Origin of the sequence: Flavobacterium sp. (assembly GCF_965262375.1) — a bacterium.
GTDB lineage: Bacteria > Bacteroidota > Bacteroidia > Flavobacteriales > Flavobacteriaceae > Flavobacterium.
Genome location: NZ_OZ253527.1, coordinates 1,905,001 through 1,929,330 on the forward strand (window position 1 = coordinate 1,905,001; position 24,330 = coordinate 1,929,330).

At 33.3% G+C, this 24,330-nt stretch carries 20 protein-coding genes and 1 other RNA gene (1 of these 21 only partly in view); 15 read left to right on the plus strand and 6 right to left on the minus strand.

What is annotated here, in order from left to right; genetic code table 11:
• Positions 1-565 carry the 3' portion of a redox-regulated ATPase YchF gene (gene ychF, locus ACQY29_RS08815; protein ID WP_088420298.1) on the plus strand. Its footprint begins 530 nt before the window's first position, so the window shows 565 of its 1,095 coding nt (coding positions 531-1,095); its start codon lies off the left edge, out of view; its stop codon occupies positions 563-565.
• Positions 566-733: 168 nt separating this feature from the next.
• On the opposite strand, the gene ACQY29_RS08820 is transcribed toward ychF, so the two are convergent.
• The 6 genes from ACQY29_RS08820 to ACQY29_RS08845 all read right to left on the minus strand — a co-directional run bounded on the left by ACQY29_RS08820 (position 734) and on the right by ACQY29_RS08845 (position 7,354).
• A complete protein-coding gene (locus ACQY29_RS08820) occupies positions 734-1,411 on the minus strand; it encodes a SanA/YdcF family protein (protein ID WP_428224826.1) in 678 nt (225 codons plus the stop codon).
• On the minus strand, positions 1,412-3,439 hold the full coding sequence (locus ACQY29_RS08825; protein ID WP_428224827.1) for a M3 family metallopeptidase: 2,028 nt from the start codon (positions 3,437-3,439) through the stop codon (positions 1,412-1,414).
• 506 nt (positions 3,440-3,945) lie between these two features.
• The gene (gene purE, locus ACQY29_RS08830; RefSeq protein WP_428224828.1) at positions 3,946-4,428 is read right to left on the minus strand and encodes a 5-(carboxyamino)imidazole ribonucleotide mutase; all 483 of its coding nucleotides are present in this window, start codon (positions 4,426-4,428) and stop codon (positions 3,946-3,948) included.
• Positions 4,429-4,493: 65 nt separating this feature from the next.
• Positions 4,494-4,697 (minus strand): hypothetical protein, encoded by a 204-nt coding sequence (locus tag ACQY29_RS08835; protein ID WP_428224829.1) that lies wholly within the window; start codon positions 4,695-4,697, stop codon positions 4,494-4,496.
• Between the two features lie 95 nt (positions 4,698-4,792).
• Positions 4,793-5,947 (minus strand): 5-(carboxyamino)imidazole ribonucleotide synthase, encoded by a 1,155-nt coding sequence (locus tag ACQY29_RS08840; protein WP_428224830.1) that lies wholly within the window; start codon positions 5,945-5,947, stop codon positions 4,793-4,795.
• A 201-nt stretch (positions 5,948-6,148) separates the two neighbouring features.
• Positions 6,149-7,354 (minus strand): NAD(P)-dependent oxidoreductase, encoded by a 1,206-nt coding sequence (locus ACQY29_RS08845; RefSeq protein WP_428224831.1) that lies wholly within the window; start codon positions 7,352-7,354, stop codon positions 6,149-6,151.
• A gap of 276 nt (positions 7,355-7,630) precedes the next feature.
• Between ACQY29_RS08845 and ACQY29_RS08850 the strand changes: the two genes are divergently transcribed.
• From ACQY29_RS08850 to ACQY29_RS08915, 14 genes are all read left to right on the plus strand, one after another.
• The gene (locus tag ACQY29_RS08850) at positions 7,631-8,716 is read left to right on the plus strand and encodes a serine hydrolase domain-containing protein (protein ID WP_428224832.1); all 1,086 of its coding nucleotides are present in this window, start codon (positions 7,631-7,633) and stop codon (positions 8,714-8,716) included.
• A 61-nt stretch (positions 8,717-8,777) separates the two neighbouring features.
• Positions 8,778-9,175, plus strand: a transfer-messenger RNA (tmRNA) gene (gene ssrA, locus ACQY29_RS08855).
• A 248-nt stretch (positions 9,176-9,423) separates the two neighbouring features.
• Entirely contained in the window at positions 9,424-10,671 is a 1,248-nt protein-coding gene (locus ACQY29_RS08860) for a site-specific integrase (protein ID WP_428224833.1), read from the plus strand.
• A gap of 108 nt (positions 10,672-10,779) precedes the next feature.
• Complete coding sequence (locus tag ACQY29_RS08865) at positions 10,780-11,610, plus strand: RteC domain-containing protein (RefSeq protein WP_428224834.1); 831 nt, start codon at positions 10,780-10,782, stop codon at positions 11,608-11,610.
• A gap of 246 nt (positions 11,611-11,856) precedes the next feature.
• Positions 11,857-12,165, plus strand: coding sequence for a helix-turn-helix domain-containing protein (locus tag ACQY29_RS08870; protein WP_428224835.1), 309 nt, complete (start codon positions 11,857-11,859; stop codon positions 12,163-12,165).
• A 240-nt stretch (positions 12,166-12,405) separates the two neighbouring features.
• Complete coding sequence (locus ACQY29_RS08875; RefSeq protein ID WP_428224836.1) at positions 12,406-13,149, plus strand: hypothetical protein; 744 nt, start codon at positions 12,406-12,408, stop codon at positions 13,147-13,149.
• 55 nt (positions 13,150-13,204) lie between these two features.
• Positions 13,205-13,858, plus strand: a complete 654-nt coding sequence (locus tag ACQY29_RS08880; RefSeq protein WP_428224837.1) for an ATPase — start codon at positions 13,205-13,207, stop codon at positions 13,856-13,858.
• Positions 13,859-13,947: 89 nt separating this feature from the next.
• Positions 13,948-14,322: a hypothetical protein gene (locus tag ACQY29_RS08885; protein ID WP_428224838.1), complete on the plus strand. Its 375-nt coding sequence runs from the start codon at positions 13,948-13,950 to the stop codon at positions 14,320-14,322.
• Between the two features lie 232 nt (positions 14,323-14,554).
• Positions 14,555-17,722, plus strand: a complete 3,168-nt coding sequence (locus ACQY29_RS08890; RefSeq protein ID WP_428224839.1) for a helicase-related protein — start codon at positions 14,555-14,557, stop codon at positions 17,720-17,722.
• A gap of 3 nt (positions 17,723-17,725) precedes the next feature.
• Positions 17,726-18,505, plus strand: coding sequence for a DUF4391 domain-containing protein (locus ACQY29_RS08895; RefSeq protein ID WP_428224840.1), 780 nt, complete (start codon positions 17,726-17,728; stop codon positions 18,503-18,505).
• The gene (locus ACQY29_RS08900; RefSeq protein WP_428224841.1) at positions 18,505-20,244 is read left to right on the plus strand and encodes a DUF262 domain-containing protein; all 1,740 of its coding nucleotides are present in this window, start codon (positions 18,505-18,507) and stop codon (positions 20,242-20,244) included. Before ACQY29_RS08895 ends, ACQY29_RS08900 begins: the two co-directional genes overlap by 1 nt.
• Before the next feature lie 3 nt (positions 20,245-20,247).
• The gene (locus ACQY29_RS08905) at positions 20,248-22,119 is read left to right on the plus strand and encodes a site-specific DNA-methyltransferase (RefSeq protein ID WP_428224842.1); all 1,872 of its coding nucleotides are present in this window, start codon (positions 20,248-20,250) and stop codon (positions 22,117-22,119) included.
• Positions 22,120-22,157: 38 nt separating this feature from the next.
• A complete protein-coding gene (locus ACQY29_RS08910; protein WP_428224843.1) occupies positions 22,158-23,438 on the plus strand; it encodes an AAA family ATPase in 1,281 nt (426 codons plus the stop codon).
• Positions 23,439-24,092 (plus strand): HNH endonuclease, encoded by a 654-nt coding sequence (locus ACQY29_RS08915; protein ID WP_428224844.1) that lies wholly within the window; start codon positions 23,439-23,441, stop codon positions 24,090-24,092.
• Positions 24,093-24,330: the final 238 nt, after the last annotated feature.

Sequence of the window (24,330 nt, forward strand, 5' to 3'; positions counted from 1 at the left end):
TGTAATTGAGCCTAAAAATCAGGATGAGGCGGATTGTTTAGATATGATTCAGTTGATTACTTCAAAGCCTGTGTTGTATGTGTGTAATGTGGATGAAGCATCGGCAGCTAACGGGAATGCGTATGTTGAGCAAGTGAAAGAGTTGGTGAAGGATGAGAATGCGCAGGTGATTGTGTTAGCGGTTGCTACTGAAGCGGATATTACGGAGTTAGAAACTTATGAAGAGCGTCAGATGTTTTTAGGGGACATGGGGTTAGAGGAGCCTGGTGTGTCGAAGCTGATTCGTTCTGCATATAAATTATTGAATTTACAGACGTATTTTACGGCTGGGGTGAAGGAGGTTCGTGCTTGGACAATTCAAGTTGGAGATACGGCTCCGAAAGCTGCGGGTGTGATTCACTCGGATTTTGAGAAAGGGTTTATCCGTGCAGAGGTGATTGCTTATGACGATTATGTGACTTTTGGTTCTGAAAGTAAGGTGAAGGAAGCTGGTAAATTGCGTGTGGAAGGTAAGGAGTATATAGTGAAGGATGGTGATGTGATGCACTTTAGGTTTAATGTGTAATGGTCATTGTAGGATATATGAAAAAGGTTCAGCTGATGCTGAACCTTTTTTTGTTGGATGACTATGCTAAAAAATAATGTTAGTTAAAACTTGGTTTTGATAGTAGTTAATATATGTATTTTTTAATTTTGAAGTGGTATGCGTTAATTATGTAGATTCTTTAAAGAATTACCTCTTGTCCTCTTTACTAAAATTAGATACACCATCAATAGGAATTACAGTGCCTAAAAAGCGAGGTTTACGATGTCTAAACACATCGATAGCTGATTTGAAAATAGAAAAATATTCTCTAAAACGAACATACTTATAACCTCTATAGGCGCCTTTATTGGCGGAATAGCCAAGTACATTTAAACCATTTTGGCGTCCTATAAATACAGCACGATTCAAATGGTACTTTTGGGATATTAAAATGGCGGAATTAATTTTAAAAATACGCATCGCTCTGTATAGAGTAGAATAAGTGTCAAAACCAGCATAATCGATATAGATTTTAGTGGTATCTACACCGTGTTGATAGCAATAATTTTTCATTACGGTGAGTTCATCGTATTCTTCTCTGCCATTGTCACCCGAAAGTAATATTTTCTGAATTTTATTTTTGTTGTATAAATGGATTCCAGCATCTAAGCGGTCTTTCAAGTATTTGCTGGGTTGGTCACCATTTATCCCAGCACCGAAAATTATCCCCACTTTTTCGGTGGGGATTTTAGAATCGGAAGTAAAAATATAATCTTCAGTGGATGATTTTACATAAAAATTCACCAAAACTACTAGTGTAAATAAAATGACCGCGCCATAAACGGCTATTTTAAAGTATCTTTTCAAGGGAGTAAATACTATCATTTATAACAATCCCGCTCTTTTTAGTAATGCTTCTGGTTTTGGTTCTTGTCCTCTGAATTTTTTGTATAACGTCATAGGGTGTTCCGTACCACCTTGTGATAGGACAAAATCTTTAAATTTGGTAGCGATTTCTTTGTTGAAAATGCCATTTTCTTTAAAATAATCAAATGCATCGGCATCTAGAACTTCCGCCCATTTGTAGCTGTAATATCCAGATGAATAGCCTCCTTGGAAAATGTGAGAAAAAGAAGTGCTCATACAATTTTCTGCTACATCAGGATATAAAGAAGTGGCTTCCATGGCTGTTTTTTCGAAGGCTTTCACCGAAGTGATGTCCCTTGGATTTTGACTGTGATATTGCATGTCTAGTATCCCGAAGCTCAATTGACGCAAAGTGGCCATGCCTTCTAAGAACGATGCACTTTCTTTGATTTTATCGACATATTCCTGCGGAATTACCTCTCCTGTTTCGTAATGTTTTGCAAAAATTGCCAAGGCTTCAGGTTCATAACACCAGTTTTCCATCACTTGACTAGGCAATTCTACAAAATCCCAAAACACCGAAGTTCCTGATAAACTCGGATAGGTTGTATTGGCTAACATACCGTGTAAGGCATGTCCAAATTCGTGAAATAAAGTTGTTACTTCTTGGAAAGTCAATAAAGAGGGTTTGGTAGGGGTAGGTTTGGTGAAATTACACACGATAGAAACGTGTGGTCTTTCATTTACGCCTTGTTGTACATATTGCGATTTGAAACTCGTCATCCAAGCGCCGTTACGTTTGCCTTCTCTCGGGAAATAATCGGAATAGAAAATGGCAACCAAATTTCCTTGAGTGTCGGTAACTTCAAATGTGTGTACATCTTCGTGGTATTTGTCAATATCAAAAACTTCGGTGAATTGTAAACCAAACAAACGATGAGCAATTTCAAAAGCACCTTTTTCTACCTTTTCTAATTGAAAATAAGGTTTTAATTTTTCATCATCCAAATTGAATAATTCTTGTTTCAATTTTTCAGAATAATACGCTCCATCCCATTTTTCTAATTGTTCGATTTGGTCTAACTGTTTGGCGTAGTTTTTCAGTTGATTAAATTCACGTTCTGATGCAGGTTTAGCTTTTTGAAGCAAATCATTTAAAAACGCTGTCACTTTTTCGGGACTTTGCGCCATGCGTTCTTCCAGAACAAAGTGTGCATGACTTTCATAACCTAGCAAATGGGCACGTTCGTGGCGTAAATTGGTTATTTTTAAAACTATAGCCTCGTTGTTATATTCATTGTCTTGAAATCCTTTTTTGCCATACGCAATAGCCATTTCTTGACGCAAACTTCTAGAATCGGCATAGGTCATAAAAGGTAAATAACTAGGCATGTTCAAGGTGAACAGCCAGCCTTCTTTGTTTTTGTTTTTTGCCAATGCCAAAGCGGTATCAATAGTGTCTTGCGGTAAGCCTTTTAAATCTTCCGGATTGGTAATTAACAGTTCGAAATTGTTGGTTTCAGCCAAAGTATTTTCACCAAACTTTAAGCTTAAGGTGGCCAATTCAGTATCGATGGTGCGTAAACGAGTTTTTTTCTCCTCGGGTAAAAGCGCACCATTGCGGGTAAAACCTTTGTATTTTTTATCTAGTAAAGTCGCTTGTTCAACGGTTAAGTTCAATTGTTCCTTTTGCTCGTAAACGGCTTTTATTTTTTGAAATAAAACTTCGTTTAAGGTAATATCATTGCTTAACTCGGTTAGTAAAGGTGAAACTTCCTGAGCAATCTGTTGCATTTCGTCACAAGTTTCAGCCGAATTCAAATTAAAAAAGATGCTGGTAATGCGGTCTAAAGTTTGACCTGTGTACTCTAAAGCCTCAATGGTATTCTCGAAAGTAGGTGTTGCTGGATTTTCTAAAATCGCGTCAATTTCTTTGCGAGTCATCGCAATACCCTCCATAATGGCAGGTTTGTAATCCTCCATTTTGATGGAAGAAAACGGTGCTGTATCATGTTTAGTTTGGAATTTAGAAGTAAGTATTTTCATAATATTATGTATTTCATCGATTTTTTTTGTAATATATCGAAATTAATTGTAAGTTTGATACCGTCAATACAAGATAACTCTTAAAAGTTTATCATATTTAAAATTTAGATATTGATTTAACCCAATCGGTATTTATGTTTGTGTTACTTTAAAGCTCCAATTGCCACTGGAGCTTTTTTTTATGCCGAATTTAAAGAAAAAATGAATTATTCCGTGTTTTTAGAGAGTAAAAATTTCTTTAGCTATAGTCTGTTTTCAAGGCTTGAAATTTTAGTGAAAGGAAATGTTTTTAATATCACTTAAACTTAGAAAATATTGGAATAATTAACCAAGATATAAAAGCTAAAGTGCTCGATGATTTTTTTTAAATTTCATGGAAAAAATAGAACTGTCTATAATCTGCAAAATCGGGAGAGTCGTTTGCTTGGGTGCAAAGCGTATCGAGACCTTATACAAATTAACAAAGGTTATGCATAAGGCCATAAAAAAATCCCTTTCGGGATTTTCTATTTTTTTAAGTTTTCAGAAGCAGTGAGCACGGCTTGCTTTAAACCTTCTTTGTAAGCGATGATTTTATCCAGCACACATTTGTCGTGTGCACCTATAATTTGGGCCGCAAGGATACCAGCATTTTTAGCGCCATTTAAAGCAACGGTTGCCACAGGAACACCTCCAGGCATTTGTAAGATAGACAACACCGAATCCCATCCGTCAATCGAGTTGCTCGATTTTACAGGAACCCCAATTACTGGAAGTGGACTCATACTAGCCACCATACCTGGTAGATGTGCGGCACCACCAGCCCCAGCAATGATAACTGCAATACCCTTTTTGTGTGCGTTTGAGCTGAAATCAAATAATTTCTCAGGAGTTCTGTGCGCCGACACAATGTCAACTTCGGTTTCAATATCAAAACCTTTTAAAATATCTATAGCTTCTTGCATAACCGGCATGTCCGATATGCTTCCCATTACGATGGCTACTTTCATATAAGTTCCCTATCCCTCAAAAGGGGAATTCCTACTAGGGGTGAGTAGGGTTTATGTGTTGTTAATTACTTTCTTTTTTCTTTTAATTTATGTTGGATGATTTGATAGATACCCGTCAAAACTCCAAAGCAGAAATAATCAAATAGTAAGGAGTTAAAGGAAATAAAGTGTTTATATGTACCTTCTTCTGTCATGTGAAATTTTAGAAAGCCAAACGGGATTCCTAATTTTAACTCCGCATATTCTTTTACATTTGAGTATAAAATCATTTGAAGGATAATTTCAAATAAAATAAATACAGCAAATAAAGAAACTGAATTAGATACTATTTTTAAACTGTTCACTGTTTTCTGTTTACTGACTACTATTCACTAATCACACGTATACTATTCTTCACTTCCTCAGCCACACGTCTCGCTTCGTTCATGTTTTCATTCACTATGGTTACGTGACCCATTTTACGGAAAGGTCTGGTTTCTCTTTTTCCATATATGTGAGGCGTTACCCCATCGATAGCCATGATTTTATCAATATTTTCATAAACTACTTGCCCTGTGTAACCTTCTTCACCCACTAAATTAACCATAATACCTGCAACTTTACTGGCGGTATTGCCTAAAGGTAAATCTAGAATAGCGCGTAAATGTTGTTCAAATTGTGAGGTGTAACTCGCTTCAATGCTGTAGTGTCCTGAATTGTGCGGGCGAGGAGCCACTTCGTTTACAATGATTTCATCTTCTTCTGTTTGAAACATCTCTACGGCTAATAAACCTACATGGTTCATGGCTTCAGAAACTTGAAGTGCAATTTTACGAGCTTTTTCAGCCACGTGCGCTTCAATTCTCGCGGGACAAATTACATATTCCACCTGATTCGCTTCTGGATGAAACTCCATTTCCACCACAGGATACGTTTTGATTTCTCCTTTTGGACTTCTGGCTACGATGACAGCTAATTCGTTTTTGAAAGGCACTAAATCCTCTGCTAAACATTCCACTTCAGGCAAATCCATTAAGTCCATAGTAGAACGAACAATTTTTACCCCATTGCCATCATATCCTCCTTGTGCCGATTTCCAAACAAAAGGAAAATTTAAAGTGTCTTTAGCTAAGGCTTCTTTTAACTCACTCAAATCAACAAAACGTTGGTATACAGAAGTCGGAATGTTATTAGCGACATAAAAATCCTTTTGACGTCCTTTGTTTTGAATTAAACGTAAAGTTTTAGGAGAGGGATATACAGGCAAACCTTCGTTTTCTAACTGTTCTAAGGCTTCTAGATTGACGTTTTCAATTTCAATAGTCAATACATCGACCATTTTTCCAAATTGATACACCGTATCAAAATCCAAAAGACTTCCTTCGTAAAAAGCATTACAGCCAAAACGCGAGGGCGCTTCTTCGCTAGGGTCTAATACTAAAGTTTGAAGGTCGAATTTGCGTGTGTCGTATAGGAGCATTTTTCCTAATTGACCACCACCTAAGATTCCTAATTTGAAATCAGAAGAGAAATAATTCATTGTAGTTGTGTTGTGTGTGGCGCAAAGATACTATTTTATATTTTTGAGTAAAAAAAAACATTTACTATCTAAGTATTCCTTACTTATTCAAAGTGAAATAAGTTTTTCATAACTGCTTTCAAATACCAATCAGCTTGGTGAAATTTTAAAAGCAATTACAAAAAACTTATTTTGAGTTTCTTGTTTATTATAAAATGAAAGCTATTCCTTTCCTTCCAAATAATCTTGTAAATAAGCGAATTTCTCCGTCAATTTTCCTTCTTTACAGATTGTTCCTCTTTCTAGAATTCCATCTGCATCATTGTTGTAAAAAGAAGGGATAACGTGTTTTAAGAACATTTCTCCAAAACCTTCACTAGCATCTTTAGGCAATTCGCACGGTAAATTATCAACAGACATTACTGCAATAGCACGTGGGTCTTCAAAATGCACTTCACGATGTTCACCTGGTAAATAACCAAAAATAGGTTCTGCAATTGTTGAAGCTTTCAAAGTACAAGCTACTGGACCATCAACATCACAAGAAATATCCGCCACCACTTTAATCTTATTGTGAGGTGCTTTAAGCATTTCCTTCGTTAATATATACGGAGCATTGTTTCCATAAAAATGTCCTGCCATGAAAATGTCAGAAACTTTAGTAAAACGCTCAAAATTTGAAGTGTATTCTTGTGGATTTTGGTAAAAATCTTTTTTATCATAAGGTTTTCCATCCTTACGCATATTATAATCTTCCAAATCAATATGTGTATATACTGGACGGTCGTAGGTTTTAGTTAGATAATCCTCGATGCTCACTTGTTTCATTTTCATAGCATCCAGCATTTCTTTAGCTCCTAAACCCACTTTTCCATGTCCTGTTAAAACCACTTTAATAGGAGGTAGTACAATACGACGTAAACGGTCAATTAAATCTTTTTGGTCTTTTAAGGTTTCCGCTTTTGCAATATTGAATAAATCATATTTTAAACCAAAAGCACGAATTCCGTTATAAGCCCCCACAATACCTGCATAGCGACCAAAACCAATCAAACGTTTGTTGTTTGCATCTACAATGGTTTCATGGTCTATTAAGCGAATGTTTTTTTCGATACACGCTTGAAGTAGTTTTCTATTATAAGGTTGTTTCTTTATCGTATGCGAAAAGAAGAAATACGTTTTATTTGGGATTAATGCTTCTACAGGAACTTCTTTCACCCCAATTAAGATGTCGCAATCATTCAAATCACTATCTACTTCAATACCTAAAGCAGTATATTCTTCGTCTTTAAAAACTCTAATATCAGAAGATTCGACTTCAAAATTAGCTTGAGGAAAATGCTCTTTCACTCGTTTTAATTCTTCAGGTGAAAAAACGACTCTTCTATCAGGTGGGTTTTTTCTTTCTTTTATAATACCGAATTTCATTTATTAAAAGTTTTTAAGGTTGGAATTTTAACTGTATTTTCTAAAATTGTTGCAAATATAACTTTTAAAATAGATTTTTCCATACAAAAAATAAGAGGAATGAGCGAAAAAAACGTATCTTTATTTATATTTGCCACCCAATTTAGCATACAAATGACTTTCCCGAAAATATCTACATATATAATTATAACATCCAGCTGCTTATTTTTTAATTGTAAAGACAATAAACCCGCTAAAAAAAGCAAGGAAGAATTTAAAGTCGGTAAAATTTACACCATGCAACCGCTAGATGAAGAATTACCTGAAATAAGCGCTTCAAAACGCCAAATGGTAAAAGACAGCATGGAATATTTGTACAACAAAGAGTTTTTTAGCAATGATTTTTCTGGTGGTGTATTGGTAGCGCAAAATGGAAAAATTCTTTATGAGCGTTATAGCGGTATGAGTAATTTTGAAAAACAAGAAGCGATTACAGCTGAAACACCATTGCATATTGCGTCTGTAAGCAAGGTTCTAACAGCGACAGCTACGCTACTTTTAATCGATTCCAAACAATTGGCATTAGATGAAAAAGTACAAAAAATTCTTCCTGATTTTCCGTATGAAGCCATTACTGTTCGAATGTTATTGAATCATCGTAGTGGATTACGTAACTATAGTTATTTTATAGAAGATAAAGGTGCTTGGGAACGTTTTAAAACGCTTCATAATACCGATATTATTCCAGTGATGAATAATGCGAAAGTGGGTTTAGAATTCACGCCTAATACGAGATTTAGTTATTGTAATACTAATTATGCTATTTTGGCTTTGATTATAGAAAAGATTGCCAAAATGGATTATCGTACCGCTATGAAGAAGTTGATTTTTGAACCTTTGCAAATGAAAAACACTTTTGTGTTTGATTTGGAAAAGCAAAAAGACAAAGTGAGTGCTTCTTACAAAGGGAATTACATCAAATATCCGATGAATCATTTGGATGCTATTTATGGAGATAAAAATATTTATTCGACTCCAAGGGATTTATTAAAGTTTGATATGGCAACTTATAATCCGAATTTTTTAAATCCAAAGTTGTTAAAAGAAGTTTTTAAAGGCTATAGCTATGAAGCTCGAGGAAGACGTAATTACGGTTTAGGAATTCGCTTGTTAGAATGGGAAGAAGGCAAACAAATGTTTTACCACAATGGCTGGTGGCACGGTAATACATCTGCCTATATTACACTAAAAAAAGAAAAAGTAACTTTGATTGCTTTGTCAAATAAATATACACGGAAAGCATATTTTTTAAAACTAGCCACGGGGTTATTTGGCGATTACCCTTTTCATATTCGAAAAAAAGGAGATGATTTAATAGAATAAAATAACTTTGGCAAAATATTTGTTATTTCATTTAAGTAAATGTATTTTTGCAAGGCTAATTGGGGTCGACTGGTTTTGACAGCGAGTGGAATTGATTAGTAAGCACGTCGAGCCAAGTATGGTAGGCTCGTAAATATCTGCTATACGAACATTACACGGCGAAAATAATTACGCTTTAGCTGCTTAATCCGAATTATAGTACGATTTGCCTAGTTCCTACAAGGTAGGAAAGCTAGATTCTCCTCAAAAGCCTTGGTTTACGGCGGTTGGTTAAGGGGAACCGTAAAAGTAACCCTAGAAAAGGTAATGCTTTAAATCCTTTTTGACACTGATAAAGCTAAGCTATAGGTGGTCGTTTTCAGCCTTGCCCATAGTCGAAAATCCAAGTGAAAACTAAGCGTGTAGAAAGCTCTTTGATTGCTTGTTTGGACGAGAGTTCGATTCTCTCCGACTCCACAATTTATCATTCATTTTAATGCAAAAGCCTATAAAACACTGATTTTATAGGCTTTTTCCTTTTATTCTAATACCAAAAGATTCAAAAAATCACATTTCAAAAGGGGCTAATTCGGTGTCCCATTTTAAATTTTTAAAATGGGACACCTAAATCAGCCGAAGCACTAGTAAAATCAGGCTGTTCAAAGAATAAACATCTTGATTTTTCGTGCCTTATAAAGTAATTTTTTATATCTAAAAGGTGACCAATTATGAATGCGAAAATTAGTACTTTATTTTTTGTGAAAAACACAAAAGTAAACTCAAAAGGTGAAGTTCCCATTTATTTAAGAGTAACAGTAAATGGCAACAGATTTGAAACCTCTACAAATAAATTTGTAGAAATATCAAAATGGTCCTCCACTTTAAAAAGAATCAAAGGCAATTCAGAAGAAGCTCGTTCAATTAATGAATACCTAAAAATTTTTGAAAGTAAAGTTTTTGAAACTCAAAAAAATCTAATCCTAGAATCAAAATTAATAACAGTCGAAACAGTTAGAAATCGATTGCTTAACCTTGATAATAATTCAAAAATGCTAAATGAAATATTTGACGAGCATAACAAGCAAATGGAACTGCTTTTAGAAGTTAAATATTCCTTATCAACACTCAAACGATTTAAAACAACCCATAGTCATTTCGTTGAGTTTCTCAAGTTAAGATACAAAATCTCAGATATACCAGTAAGCGATATAGACATAGAAACTATCAATAACTTTGATTACTATCTTAGAACAGTAAGAAAATGCAACAACAACTCTACCGTAAAATATTTAATGATTTTTGGAAAAATCATAAGAATAGCTCTTTTAAATGGATGGATAAAATCTGACCCATTTAGGTTTTACACCCAAAAAGTAAAAACAGTAAATAGAACAATTCTGACTGAAGAAGAATTAAATACATTACTCCACAAAACCTTCCCATCCTCACGGCTAGAACTCGTTCGTGACATCTTCTTATTCTCCTGTTTTACAGGACTAGCCTATATCGACGTACAACAACTAACCAAGAACAACATCACCACAGGAATAGATGGAGCCAAATGGATATTCAAAAACCGACAAAAAACAGAAACCCCTTCCAGAATACCCTTATTACCCATTGCAGAATCCATTATTCAAAAATACCACCAAGACCCAGTGTGTCTAAATCAAGACAAATTATTACCCATACTTTCCAACCAAAAAATGAATGCCTATCTAAAAGAAATAGCCGATGTATGTGGTATCAACAAAGAACTAACCTTTCACATTGCGCGACACACGTTTGCTACAACAGTAACACTTTCCAATGGCGTTCCTTTGGAAACAGTGAGTAAGATGTTAGGACACACTAATCTAAAAACCACCCAACATTACGCTAAAATTTTAGATAAAAAAATCAGCGAGGATATGCAAGTACTAAAAACAAAATTCAACAACCTAACCATTGATAATCAAAAATCAGCCAACAGTTAAGAAATAGTTAATTTTGAGGTAATTTGCATAGTTTTACAAATGGATTCACAATTATTTAACCCTTTTTTAGTTTATTTTGATACAAACAAAACTAAAAAATTTCCACTTATGAATGCCTTTTGCCTCCATTTCTTCGCAGAATTGGACCAAGAATATCATGCTATTCTTAAGTCCTTTTCTGACATCATTTCTTTAGCTAATAAGATGATTCCTTTTTTGGAATCTAAAATCAAACACTTACATAGTTGGCTCAAGAAACACATTTTCGAAACCCAAGATGAAGAAATTTATTTCTTCAAAGAACTCAAACCCAAATTAGCCTCAAAACTAATTTATTACAAAACTATACTCAAGATGGAGTGCCATGTGCCTAATACCAAAATGCTAAAAAAAGAGTATTACCAACAAAAAATACATGAAATCGATTGGTACAACAAACAACATAAAGATTTCTTTGAATATTATCGTTCAAGAGCTTCGCATAAAGACCAGGAATATTTTTTAAGAAGTCACGTACATCATAACACTTCGGATGATTGCCAATTGTTGAATTACGACAGTAGACTATGCACTACACAGGATTACAATATTGCTAAAATCATGTCAAACGACCTACTTTGTGTGTATCTAGAAAATCGTTTAGATGAACTTGAAAATTCATGCAAATTGCCCATTCAAGGCACACCCATAAATTGGACAGCAAGCAAAATCGACTTGGTTGAATTAGTCTATGCCTTACATCATCAAAAAGTATTCAATGGTGGTAATACCGACCTAAAAGAAATCGCAATGTATATGGGCAAAATGTTCAACATAGAACTCGAAGAAAATATTTACCGTAGTTATTTAGATATCAAAAACAGGAAAGCCAACCGTACAAAATTCTTAAACAGCCTTTCCGAAAATTTAAATGATAAAATGCTAGATGATGAAGCCTAATAAAAAAATGCCTTTTATTAGTAAAACCCAAGTCGACCCAACTTGGGTTTTTTCATTTTCAAGGCAAATAGATAAGCTTTTTACTAAGATAATTGAGCAGAACTAAACGCGAAGTGTTAGCCAACTCCCTATAACAGTAGATTTGTAATAATTTGAAAAAAATCGTTCCCAACTTGGGTACATCTTGGGAAAAAAAATCCTCCAAAACCGCTTGTTTTGAATCATAATCTTTTAATCAAAATCATTATGAATTTACAAGCAAAAAAACTTTTCCCTGAAGTAGACAATTTCGACTTACTAAATCATCAAGTAGTAACCAAACGCGACCTACTCAATTTCGGTAATCTGCTTTTATCTGAAATCAAAAACGCGACACAAAAAGAGCAAACCCCACAATGGTTGAAATCTTCCGAAGTTCGTAAACTTTTAAAAATTTCCCCAGGGACACTTCAAAACCTACGCATCAACGGCACCTTACAACACAACCGTATCGGAGGTATTATCTACTACAACTACGCCGACATCGAAAAACTATTAAACTCAAAAGCCCCTTAAAAAACGTACCCCAATACACAGCAACCCTCTTGTAATAAAAGAAAGTGATTCACTAATCACTAATTACTAATCACTCATCACTAGAAAATGAACTACATCAAACACCTATCAGGTTTCTTCGAAAAAATCAAATTCGACGACCAAATCAATCCTTCGGTTATCAGTGTCTATTTGGCCATCTTCCAAATTTGGAATCACAACCGTTTCAAATCGCCCATCCACGCTTCACGTGAGGAAATCATGTTAGCAAGCAAAATTAGCTCTACCGCTACTTATCACAAATGCATCAAAATTCTGGAAGAAAAAGAATTCATTATTTATACACCTTCTTACAGTTCCTATACGCGTACCGAAATCGAAATTATTCCCTTAGAAAATGTGTTGAATCCCTCTAAAAAAGGGGTTCAAAAACTAAACAACTCAATTTCAAAAAATGAAAAACCTATTGACCAACCTACTAATCAACCTCCTGAACAACCTCTCGAACGCCTATATAGTATATATAATAATAAACATATTAAAACATTAAATAAACATTGTAAACAGTCAAATGTTTTTGCATTTGACCAATCAAGCGAGCCAAAAAATGAACAAGAAATTCAATCCCCTAAAACCACTAACCGCATAAAAAAACAAACCGCCCAAAATCAAACGCCCGGACTTTTTCCCGAACTCGAAATTCCAAACGAAGATAAACCAAACCGCTCCCGAAATCCTGAGTCCAAAAATATCCCGCCAAATTGGGACAGGGTGTTTGAATATTTTATCGCCAAATCCAGCACCCGTCTCGAAGCAGAAAAATTTTATAACTATTTCCAAAGCAACGGTTGGCTTGTAGGTGGAAAAACAAAAATGAAAGATTGGCATGCCGCCGCTCGTAACTGGATGCTCAACAGCCAAAATTATAAAACACCACAAAACGGAAACTTAAAACCCAACCACCTCAACACCAACCAAGATAAAAACTATGCGGAACCGCTCTAACTCGCCCTTATAAACTCATAAACTTTTAAACTTTTAAACTTTTAAACCCAAAACAATGAAACAACTCACGCTATCCGACACGTACACCATCCACAACAACACCAAAATATATCACTTTCCAACCTGCCTAAGCTACATCGAGCAACAAGGGAAAATTCGTTATGGGCAAAAATTCAAAATCGACAATTTAGACCAGCCAACTATCTACATGCTAATTATTTATGCGATTCAAGACCAAAAAGAAGCCCGTAGATTGAATATTTCGCTCAACAAAGGGATTTTGTTGTCTGGAAAAATTGGATGCGGGAAAACGTCTCTAATGCATTTAGTCAAACCATTCATGAAACCCAAAAATGATTACAAACTAAAAACCTGTCGTGAAGTCTCCTTCGAATTTGCTAAAAATGGCTTCGAGGCACTCCAAGCCTATACCCTAAAAGCACCACTCCAAAACCGACTAGCTGGATATTGCTTTGACGATTTAGGTGCAGAACAACAAATAAAACATTTCGGGAACGATTGCAATGTCATGGCTGAAATTCTCATTTCACGCTATGAAGATTTTGTTTTCAACAACTCGATAACCCACCTTACCACAAATCTTTCAGCATCTGAAATTGAAAGTTTTTACGGAAATCGCTTACGGAGTCGCATGCGAGAAATGTTTAATTTGGTGTGTTTTGATACAAAATCAGTGGATAAAAGGTGACAAAATATTTTATTTGAATAACAACAATACATTTGATAATAAAATACCACATTTTAGTATGTTTGCAATTATCTAAACTAAACTAAATTTTGGCAACTAACAAACATGCACAAATTAGATATAACACACTTGATAAGTGTTTTAGGAATCCAGGTAAAAGATTTGCTATTGAGGATTTAATAGCTGCATGTAATGAAGCTATTTACGAGTTTACAGGTAAAGTAGAAGGGATTAAAAAAAGACAACTTTATGACGATATCCGATTTATGGAAAGTGAACAAGGTTGGTCAATTGAATTAGAAAAAACAAAAGACGGCAGAAAAGTATTTTACCGCTATGAAGATCCAAACTTTTCTATATCAAATAAACCTCTGAACGAAACAGAAGCTTTTCAACTAAAAGAAGCTTTACTTACATTAAGTCGATTCAAAGGGATGCCCCAGTACGATTGGATTGATGTGTAATTGATTACCCTGCTTACCCTAAAATGAATTGCATTATTTTTCGTCTTTTTCCTACTTTTTGTTAATAAGAAATTTTTAGATTGTGGATTTCCTCATATTATTTTAGATTGCGTTTTATTATATTTACCTCTTTATATAAATAAGAGCCTTTTAGGCTTGTATTTTATACATTAAAAATCATAATTTTTTTGCAAAATTTCAATTATTCATAAGCAAACTCCTGTTCAATAGCATGAAAATAATTAACAATCAAGATGTTCTTTTAATAGAGGAATTGAAATTAGTATTAAAGGAAAATTCGTCTATATATATTGCTGCTAATTATTTTTCAATTGCTTCAATATTTGAATTATTAGAAAGTTTTGAGTCTCTAAAACCAATAAAAATCTTAATTGATAACATTGATGTAGAAAAAGATATACGTTTCTCATATGATGAAAAAGAACTAAAATCATATCATAATTTAATTCAAAAGTTCAAAGCCGATAAAGTATTTCAACTGATTAAAGATAAAGTAGAAATAAGAGAAGGAAGTGTTGGTGGTCAAAAGTTTATATTAACTGAAACAAATCAGGTTACAAATTATTTTATGTTGGTTCCACACGATTTAAACCTAATTTCATTAGGAGTTATGTCTGCAAAACAACCAATGTTTCTTAATTCATTCGTTGATACAAGCAATCAATATTTATCAATATTTGACAATGTTTGGAACAGTAGTAAAAAAGATTTAAAAGAAAATATTCTTAAAAGTATTGTAAAAGCGGCACAACATTACAGTCCGGAAGAATTATATAAATTCACACTACATAATATTTTTCAAAACAAAACCATAGACGAAATATCAGAACAACGTCTTTGCAGAACCGGATTCAAAGAAACCGAAGTTTGGAAAATGCTTTTCAATTTTCAAAAAGATGCAGTACTTGGAGCCATTGACAAAATTGAAACTTTTGGTGGTTGTATTATAGCGGATAGTGTAGGTTTAGGAAAAACATTTGAAGCTTTGGCGGTTATGAAATACTATAACCTAAGAAACGATAGGATTTTAGTTTTGTGTCCTAAGAAGCTTCGTGAAAACTGGTTAATCTATAGTCTAATTTCTGATGTAAGGAATATTTTGGCTAAAGACCGAATGAATTTTGATGTATTGAATCATACCGATTTATCACGTGAAAAAGGAACTTCAGGATTAATAAATTTAGAAACAATCAATTGGGGCAATTATGATTTAGTAGTTATTGATGAAAGTCATAACTTCAGGAATAATGATCCTCGTAAAAATGCTGTTTCTCGTTACCAAAGATTAATGCGGGATATCATTAAAACAGGTGTAAAAACAAAAGTTTTAATGTTGTCGGCAACACCTGTAAACACGAGAATGAACGATATAAAAAACCAAATCGCTTTCATAACAGAACAAAATGATGCAGCTTTAAGCGAATTCGGAATATCAAGTATCGACCAAACATTACGTAAAGCACAACAAAAATTCAATAGTTGGTTAAAAGACAACCATAGCGAAAATATAAATCGTGATAGTTTAGTAACCAGCTTAAATGGCGATTACTTTAAGATATTAGATTTATTAACCATAGCGCGTTCAAGAAAGCACATTGAAAAATATTATGACGTAACGGATATCGGTAAGTTTCCGGAACGCCTAAAACCTATTGCAAAATACTCTGACTTTGATACTGGAAAAGCATTTCCGCAAATGGACAATGTGAATAATTTATTGAATGCTTTAAATTTAAAGTTCTATTCTCCGTTATACTTTGTTCGTGATGATAAGAAAAAAAGCTACGAAGAAAAATACGATTACATTACTTCAACAGGTTCTGTTTTCAGACAAGTTGAACGTGAAGACAGTTTAATTCACTTAATGAGAGTAAATCTTTTGAAGCGTTTAGAAAGTTCTATCCATTCATTTAGATTGACTTTAGCCTCTCTTTTAAACCAAGTAGAATATCTTTCAGATAAGATAAAAACAATTCATCAAAACGAATATTTCGATACAGATTTCGATATAAACGAAGTAGAATTCGACGATGATCGATTAGAAGATTTAATCATTGGTGGAAAAGTAAAAGTATTGTTGCAGGATTTAGATTTAGTTAAATTCAAGGAATACATTGACGATGACAAAAAACGTTTAGAAGAACTATTGGCAATGTCTTCAGTAGTCGATTCAAAACGTGATGCAAAATTGGATGACTTAAAAAAACTAATCATCGAAAAATTAAATAATCCAATCAATGAAGGAAACAAAAAAGTAATAGTTTTTTCAGCTTTTGCTGATACGGTTCTGTACCTGTACGAACAATTGTCGCAATGGCTTCTCGATGAGCATAAAATATATTCAGCTTTGGTAACGGGTGGTGATGCTAACAAATCAAATATGCCAAATTGCCGTTTAGATTTGAACTCTATTTTAATTCATTTCTCACCATTATCTAAAAAACGAAATGCAATTTATCCTGACGAGAAAAACCAAATTGATATACTTTTTTGTACAGATTGTATTTCCGAAGGGCAAAACCTGCAAGATTGTGACTATTTAGTAAATTATGATATTCACTGGAACCCGGTTCGTATCATTCAACGTTTTGGACGTATAGACCGTATTGGTTCCAAAAATGATAAAATACAATTGGTTAATTTCTTTCCAAATTTAGCTCTAGATAGTTACATCGATTTAATTGGTCGTGTAAAAGGACGTATGCAATTATTAGATACTTCTGCAACTGGTGATGATAACATTATTGACGAAACGGCACATCAAAATCAAGATTTAGAATATCGAAGAAAACAATTAAAACAATTGCAAAGTCAAGTTTTAGACTTAGAAGATATTGAAGGCGGAATCTCGATTACTGATTTAACATTCAATGACTTTAAAATTGATGCAGATAGACTAACACCAAATGAAAGAGAAACGTTCCAAATAACCCCAAAAGGTATTTTTGCATTAACCGAAAACAATTTGGAAGATGGAAAAAAAGGAATTCTTTTTTGCTTAAAAGACACACAATCCACTATTGATGCGGATAAACTAAGTACCAATATTATATATCCATTTACCTTGTGTTATGTAACTACCGAAGGTACTATTTTCATCCCAAGTACAAATCCAAAACGCTGTTTAGACTATTATAAAAAACTATGTTTAGGACATTCCGAAGTACTGCCAAATTTGATTACCGAATTCAATCAGCAAACAAAAAGCGGACGTTATATGGAGGGTTACAAAGAATTATTAGACGTGGCATTGCAACACTACAAAGGAGCTTCTACCGAAATGGGCTTAAACTCGTTAGCCTTACCAGGTATCAGCCGTTTGTCTAAAAAGAGTATCGATGCGCCTTTCGAAATAATTTCATTCTTAATCATAAAATAGCCAATGGCAGTAGCATTAATTCATAAAATAGTAAACTTACCTGCACATTGTTGGGTAAATCAAAAGTTGCCTAAAACATTCTTTAAGCGCAACTTTGATTTAACATTGTCAGAAAAAAAACTGTTAGATGATTTTGCTACCATCAAACAAATGGAAGTACTAGCGTTAGTAAATCCCGAAACAGCAAATATTCCGGTATTTAATAATGAAACAGTAAGTTATGAAGAAATAATTGTTTTAGCAGTTCAAACCACTGACGAACAGTTTGACAAACAAAAAAACAAAATCATAGAACTCATTCAAAAATACATTCCCAATCCAATAGTTTTAATAATCTATGACGAAAAAAGAATGATAATCAACGTAGCCGAAAAACGAATAAACAGTAACGATGCTACAAAAAGAGTACTAGAAAAAAACTATACAACAGAAACAATTGCAATACAAACAACCGACAAAAAACAACTCCAGTTTCTCGAAAACTTAAGTTTTGACAAAGCTAACAAGTTGAATTTAAGTCAGTATTACAATCATTTTATTCAGTCCGTTATAGGCTTGCAATCGGCACAAATTAACGGTACTTTTGTAGCAAGACCAATAGAGCAAAGTAAAGAAAATGTCTTACTTTTGGAACAAATAGAAGCAGTAAAACAGCAAATTACAACACTTGAAAATCTTGCCAAAAAGGAAACACAAGTAGCCGAAATGGTAAAATACAATACCAAAATTCAAGAACACAGAAAAGAAATTACAGAATTAACAAATAAGATAGTCAATCAATAATGAACATACAAAAAGTACACTTACTAAACTTACTAAATACTGGAACCAATCAGTATGTTATTCCTTTCTTTCAACGTCCTTATGTATGGTTAAAAGAGGATTGTGAAAATTTATATGAAGATGTAATTGAAACAGCAAAAGCTAATAAAATCAATCCGCTTAAAGAACATTTTATTGGTACAATTATCACAAAAAACAGCAGTAATAGTTCACAAATGGCAGCTAAGTATGATTTAGTTGACGGACAACAACGTATGACAACTTTTTCGTTATTGATTAAAGCGTTGGCAAATAATGTTGATTTAAACCAGCCAAATGCTAACTTCTTATTTGATAACATCAACAACTCTTTGTTTTTTAAAGATGCTTATGGTGAAGTGCATTACCGTATTATGCACAATCGTATTGATACCATTTATTTTGACAAAGTATTAAGTTCAGATAAAAATACCAATTTTACAGAACCTGAAGGAAAAAGTAACATACTAGATACGTATCGTTACTTCTTAGCTAAGTTCTCAGGATTATCAAATGATGAGTTACTTAACTATAATAACATCATTTTACACAAGTTTCCAGCAATTAGCATGGTGTTAGATGCTCACGATGATGAGCAAGAAATATTCGATACGATTAACTCATTAGGAGTAAAATTAACAACTTCTGAGTTGTTAAAAAATTATGTATTCAGCGACAAACAAACACAAGATTTATACAAAACCTATTGGGAAGACATTTTTGAAAGTGACGAAGAAACAATCAAATTTTGGAATACTAAAAAAACAGCAGGACGTGTTTATCGAGAAAATATCGATGTATTATTATACTGTTATCTATTAATAGAAACTCAAAAAGACATATCTTTAGAGCATCTGTTCAAAGATTATAAAAACTGGTTATCGGGTAAATCCTTCCAAGACAAAAAAACATTTTTAGAAGGTTTAAAATCCTATGCCGAAATCTATGCTACATTCCCTTCAGGAACAGAATTGAACAATTTGAAGTTTGATGATAAAGAAAAACGTTTCTTTCATGTTATCGAAAACCTGAACATTACCACAATTTTTCCTTTAGTATTGTACATCTACAAAAGTGTTGCAGACGAAACAGAAAGAGAACAATGTTTGGAACTATTAGAAAGCTATTTGGTGAGAAGAAATATTTGCAGACTAACTACAAAAAACTACAACAACTTATTCATATCAATAATTAAGAGTATTAAAGAAACTAGTGAAACTACAATCTTTGAAGCCTTAAAAAACACCTTACATAGTTACAAAGAAGACACCAATCGTTTTCCAGAAGACACTGATGTAAAAAATGCTTTTGCCAATTCTATTTTAAGCAATCAACATGCAAAAGAAACGTTATACATTATTGCACTATATCAAGTAAAAACAGTACTTAACGATGTAACGGTATTGAGTGCAAATAGTTTCTCTGTAGAGCACATGATGCCAAAAAAATGGGAAGAAAATTGGAGTAAGCTAGAAACTCAAGAAGAAAAGAATGCACGAAATTACAAGCTGCTGACTTTTGGGAATTTAACCATTATTACCAAAAACCTAAATAGCAAATTACGCAATAGTGCTTGGAGCAATAAAAAAACAGTATTGCAGCAATATTCATCATTACCTTTAACTACAAAATATACAGTGTTAGAGGATTGGAATGAAAGCACCATAAATAATCGTGCAGAAGATTTAGAAGCAATTGCATTACAAATTTGGAAGAAGTAAAGTATGGAAAAAATAAATGCATTAACCAGTGCCAACATTGTGGCAGACAACATAGAAACACTAAAACAATTGTTTCCTACTATTGTTAAAGAAGGGAACATAGACCTCAATGAATTAAAAGCATTGTTGGGCGAAAACGTAGAAGATAAAGACGAATACTATCGCTTCACCTGGGCAGGCAAAAGTGAGGCACGTTTAGAAGCAAACAAACCTACTACAGCAACATTACGACCTAATAAAAAAGAGAGTAAAGATTGGGACACTACGAGCAATATTTTTATCGAAGGGGATAACTTGGAAGTATTAAAGTTAATGCAAAAAAGTTATGCTAATAAAATCAAAATGATTTACATAGATCCGCCTTATAATACAGGCAAAGATTTTGTGTATAAAGACAATTATACCGATAATTTAGGTAATTATTTGAGTATAACCGGACAAGTTGACGATAAAGGTAAAAAACTAAATACCAATACCGAAAGTGACGGTCGTTATCACAGTAATTGGCTCAACATGATGTACCCTCGTTTGCGTTTGGCACGAAACCTAATGACAGATGATGGCGTTATTTTTATTTCAATTGATGATAACGAAGTGCATAATTTGAGAAAATTGTGTGATGAGATTTTTGGAGAAGATAATTTTGTAACAAATTTGATTTGGCATAAAAAATATGGTGCAGCAAATGATGCAAAATATTTTTCAGATGTACATGATCACATATTGGTTTATTGTAAAAACATAAATAATTGGCGTCCAAATATGTTTGAAAGGCCCGATGAATTAAATTCAAAATATAAAAATCCAGATGGTGATCCAAGAGGTGAATGGATTGCAACAAATTTATCAGTGAAAACGTATAGTAAAGCAAATGATTATATAATAACAGGCCCAACTGGTTTAGAGTTTACACCACCTGCTTCAAGAGCATGGGTAGTTTCAAAAGAAAGGTTCAAAGAATTATTAGAAGACGGAAGAATTACTTTTGGGAAAGATGGAACTTCAAGACCATATCTAAAAACATATCTTAGTGAAGTTCAAAATGGTATTGTTCCAACTACAATTTGGTCATATAACGATGCAGGTCATAATATTGGTGCAAAATCAGAAATTAGAGATTTATTTTCAGATAGTACAGTTCCATTTGACACACCGAAACCAACTAAATTGCTACAAAGAATTATTTCAGTTGGTGAAAGTAAATCTAAAAATGATATTATTCTTGACTTCTTTTCAGGTTCCGGTACCACAGCCCATGCCGTAATGCAACTGAATGCAGAAGATGGTGGTTCAAGAAAATGTATTTCAGTACAATTACCAGAACCTACCGATGAAAAAAGTGAAGCTTACAAAGCAAAATACTTTAATATAGCTGATATCACAAAAGAGCGTATTCGAAGAGCAGGAGAAAAAATCAAAAAAGATTTTAAAGACAAAGATGGTATTGACAAATTAGACGTTGGTTTTAAAGCGTTCAAATTAGACAGCAGTAACATTACCGCTTGGGATGGCAATCCAGATAATTTAGAACAGCAGTTAGATGTATTCGCAAACAACATCAAAACAAATAGAACCGAAGAAGATATTTTATTTGAAATTCTACTAAAATACGGTTTAGATTTAACCGTGCCTATAGAAGAAAAAAACATAGCAGGCAAAACAGTGTACAGCATAGGATTAGGCACCTTATTCATTTGCTTAGCAGATGGCATTACACCACAAATTTCAGAAGGCATCGGAGCTTGGAAACAAGAACTAAACCCTTCCATTTGCAGAGTCATCTTCAAAGACTCAGGCTTTGCAAGCGACAAAGACAAAGTAAACGCAATGCAAATTTTAAAACGATTTGGTATTGAAGAGGTGAATAGTATATAAATAGGTTTTAGTTTTTTTACAAAAAAATAACTTTCGTTATGAAAATAAACGACATACATATAAAAAACTTTAAAGGAATTGAGGACAAATCATTTGTTTTTAATCCACAATTTAATGTTTTAATCGGTGATAATGGTGCTGGAAAAACGTCAATTTTAGACGCCGTTTCTATAGCTATGGGTACTATCCTAATGAAATCAGGAGCTAGTTTTGGCTATAGTGGTACTAGAACTAGACCTTTATACAAACATGAAATTAGAAATGTTATCACAGAATTAGGCAGAAAAGAACCACGTGATGTTGTTTTAGAAGGTAGCTTTAATTTTGAAGGGCATACATTAAAATGGTGTAGAAAACAACCTAAATTCTCTAAAAACCTAAGTTACAAAGAAGCATCTGATGTAACTAGTTTAGGCGAGTATTTTTCTCAAAACATTGAAAACCCTATAAATTTACCATTATTTGTTCATCATACAACAGCAAGATTATGGGGTAACATATTTGATAAAAAAAACAAATACGAGAAACTTACATCCAGATTTGAAGGCTATTATGCTTGTTTAGATTCACGTTCTATCAAAGATAAGTTTTTAGTTTGGTTTAAAACATATGAAGACAATATTCTAAAATTTGAAAAAGATAAGAGTTTGTATGATGCTTTTACTAATACAATAACATCTATGGTCAAGGATTGGGAACAATTACATTACAGTTGGGACCAGGAAGATATTTTAGGTAAAACCAAAAATGGTAATTGGTTACCATTAAAAAATCTAAGTGACGGATATAGAGGTATTGTTCATTTAACAGCCGACTTAGCTTACAGAGCAATACAGTTAAATCCACATTTAGGTGAAAGAGCAGTTTTAGACACCGAAGGTATTGTTTTAATTGATGAAATTGACATGCACTTACATCCAAAGTGGCAGCGTCACATTATTGAAGATTTAAAAAGAACCTTTCCTAAAATCCAGTTTATTGTAACAACACATTCACCTTTTATTGTTCAATCTTTAAAGAAAGAGGAAGTAATAAGTTTAGATGTTGAAGTAATTAATGAAGATCCTTTCACTAAGAGTATAGAGGAAATTGCAGAACAAGATATGGATGTTGTTAATGTAAAAAGAAGTCAAAAATTTATGCACTATCAAGATATTGCTGCTAAATATTTTGATTTAATTGAAAAAGGAAAAAATTCTAAAGATGACATAGAAACTAGAAAGTTAAAAATGGAACTAGATAGGATTGAACTAGAATTTAATGATGACCCAGTTTATGTTGCTTTAATGCAAGCTGAACGTAAAACCGAACTACCATAAATGAGACCAGTTGATAAATCAAGATACACAACTAACCATATAGAGTACAATCCATATGGTGATGCAAAACCAGATTTAATAGCTGCAATTGGTACGTTTTGTTCTTATTGTGAAAGAGAAGGCTTTAGTTCTGCTCTTGATGTAGAACACATTCAAGATAAAGATGGTCATCCTGATAAAGAGTTTCTTTGGAATAACTTTTTATTGGCATGTAAAAATTGTAATTCAATTAAAGGAACAAAAGAAATTGACTTCCCTAATATTATTTTACCACATATTCAGAATACATTTTCTCCTTTTGAATATTTAGAGAGCGGTTTTATCAAAATTAAAGATGAAGTTGTTGAACCTTTAAGGAGTAAAGTTGTTGAATTGGTAAATTTAGTTGGACTAGATCGTCGTCCTGGAATTGCAAACTATAGCACTAAAGATGATCGCTGGCGAGAACGTAAGCAAGCATGGGAATTAAGTGAAAAATATAAACAAAAATATATTGCTGATAAATGTGATGTTGAAACAATTGTAGATTTATCACTTAAAAATGGTTTTTGGTCCATTTGGATGAATGCATTCAGAGATTTCCCAGAAGTACAAAGAGCATTAATAGATAATTTTAAAGGAACTCGATTAAATTATTTCGCTCATATCAAATAAAAATAAATAAATCAATCAAAAAAGAGTGCCCAAGTTAACTGTCAACAAAATATATTAACATGCACTACTTGGACAATAACTAGGACAAGATGTCCAAGTAATACATAAAATAGTGTAATATTAAAGTTAACTTGGACAAGATGATACTAATTATAATAATGCAGAAGTCCTTAGTGCACCAGTACATAATGTTAGTGCACCAGTTAAAAAGCTTAGTGCACAAGTTGTAAGACTTAGT

Excerpts from the sequence above, each read along its gene's own strand:
- ACQY29_RS08820 (WP_428224826.1), bottom strand. The coding sequence starts at position 1,411 with ATGATAGTATTTACTCCCTTGAAAAGATACTTTAAAATAGCCGTTTAT.
- ACQY29_RS08825 (WP_428224827.1), bottom strand. The coding sequence starts at position 3,439 with ATGAAAATACTTACTTCTAAATTCCAAACTAAACATGATACAGCACCG.
- purE (WP_428224828.1), bottom strand. The coding sequence starts at position 4,428 with ATGAAAGTAGCCATCGTAATGGGAAGCATATCGGACATGCCGGTTATG.
- ACQY29_RS08835 (WP_428224829.1), bottom strand. The coding sequence starts at position 4,697 with ATGATTTTATACTCAAATGTAAAAGAATATGCGGAGTTAAAATTAGGA.
- ACQY29_RS08840 (WP_428224830.1), bottom strand. The coding sequence starts at position 5,947 with ATGAATTATTTCTCTTCTGATTTCAAATTAGGAATCTTAGGTGGTGGT.
- ACQY29_RS08845 (WP_428224831.1), bottom strand. The coding sequence starts at position 7,354 with ATGAAATTCGGTATTATAAAAGAAAGAAAAAACCCACCTGATAGAAGA.
- ACQY29_RS08850 (WP_428224832.1), top strand. The coding sequence starts at position 7,631 with ATGCAACCGCTAGATGAAGAATTACCTGAAATAAGCGCTTCAAAACGC.
- ACQY29_RS08860 (WP_428224833.1), top strand. The coding sequence starts at position 9,424 with ATGAATGCGAAAATTAGTACTTTATTTTTTGTGAAAAACACAAAAGTA.
- ACQY29_RS08865 (WP_428224834.1), top strand. The coding sequence starts at position 10,780 with ATGAATGCCTTTTGCCTCCATTTCTTCGCAGAATTGGACCAAGAATAT.
- ACQY29_RS08870 (WP_428224835.1), top strand. The coding sequence starts at position 11,857 with ATGAATTTACAAGCAAAAAAACTTTTCCCTGAAGTAGACAATTTCGAC.
- ACQY29_RS08875 (WP_428224836.1), top strand. The coding sequence starts at position 12,406 with ATGTTAGCAAGCAAAATTAGCTCTACCGCTACTTATCACAAATGCATC.
- ACQY29_RS08880 (WP_428224837.1), top strand. The coding sequence starts at position 13,205 with ATGAAACAACTCACGCTATCCGACACGTACACCATCCACAACAACACC.
- ACQY29_RS08890 (WP_428224839.1), top strand. The coding sequence starts at position 14,555 with ATGAAAATAATTAACAATCAAGATGTTCTTTTAATAGAGGAATTGAAA.
- ACQY29_RS08895 (WP_428224840.1), top strand. The coding sequence starts at position 17,726 with ATGGCAGTAGCATTAATTCATAAAATAGTAAACTTACCTGCACATTGT.
- ACQY29_RS08900 (WP_428224841.1), top strand. The coding sequence starts at position 18,505 with ATGAACATACAAAAAGTACACTTACTAAACTTACTAAATACTGGAACC.
- ACQY29_RS08905 (WP_428224842.1), top strand. The coding sequence starts at position 20,248 with ATGGAAAAAATAAATGCATTAACCAGTGCCAACATTGTGGCAGACAAC.
- ACQY29_RS08910 (WP_428224843.1), top strand. The coding sequence starts at position 22,158 with ATGAAAATAAACGACATACATATAAAAAACTTTAAAGGAATTGAGGAC.
- ACQY29_RS08915 (WP_428224844.1), top strand. The coding sequence starts at position 23,439 with ATGAGACCAGTTGATAAATCAAGATACACAACTAACCATATAGAGTAC.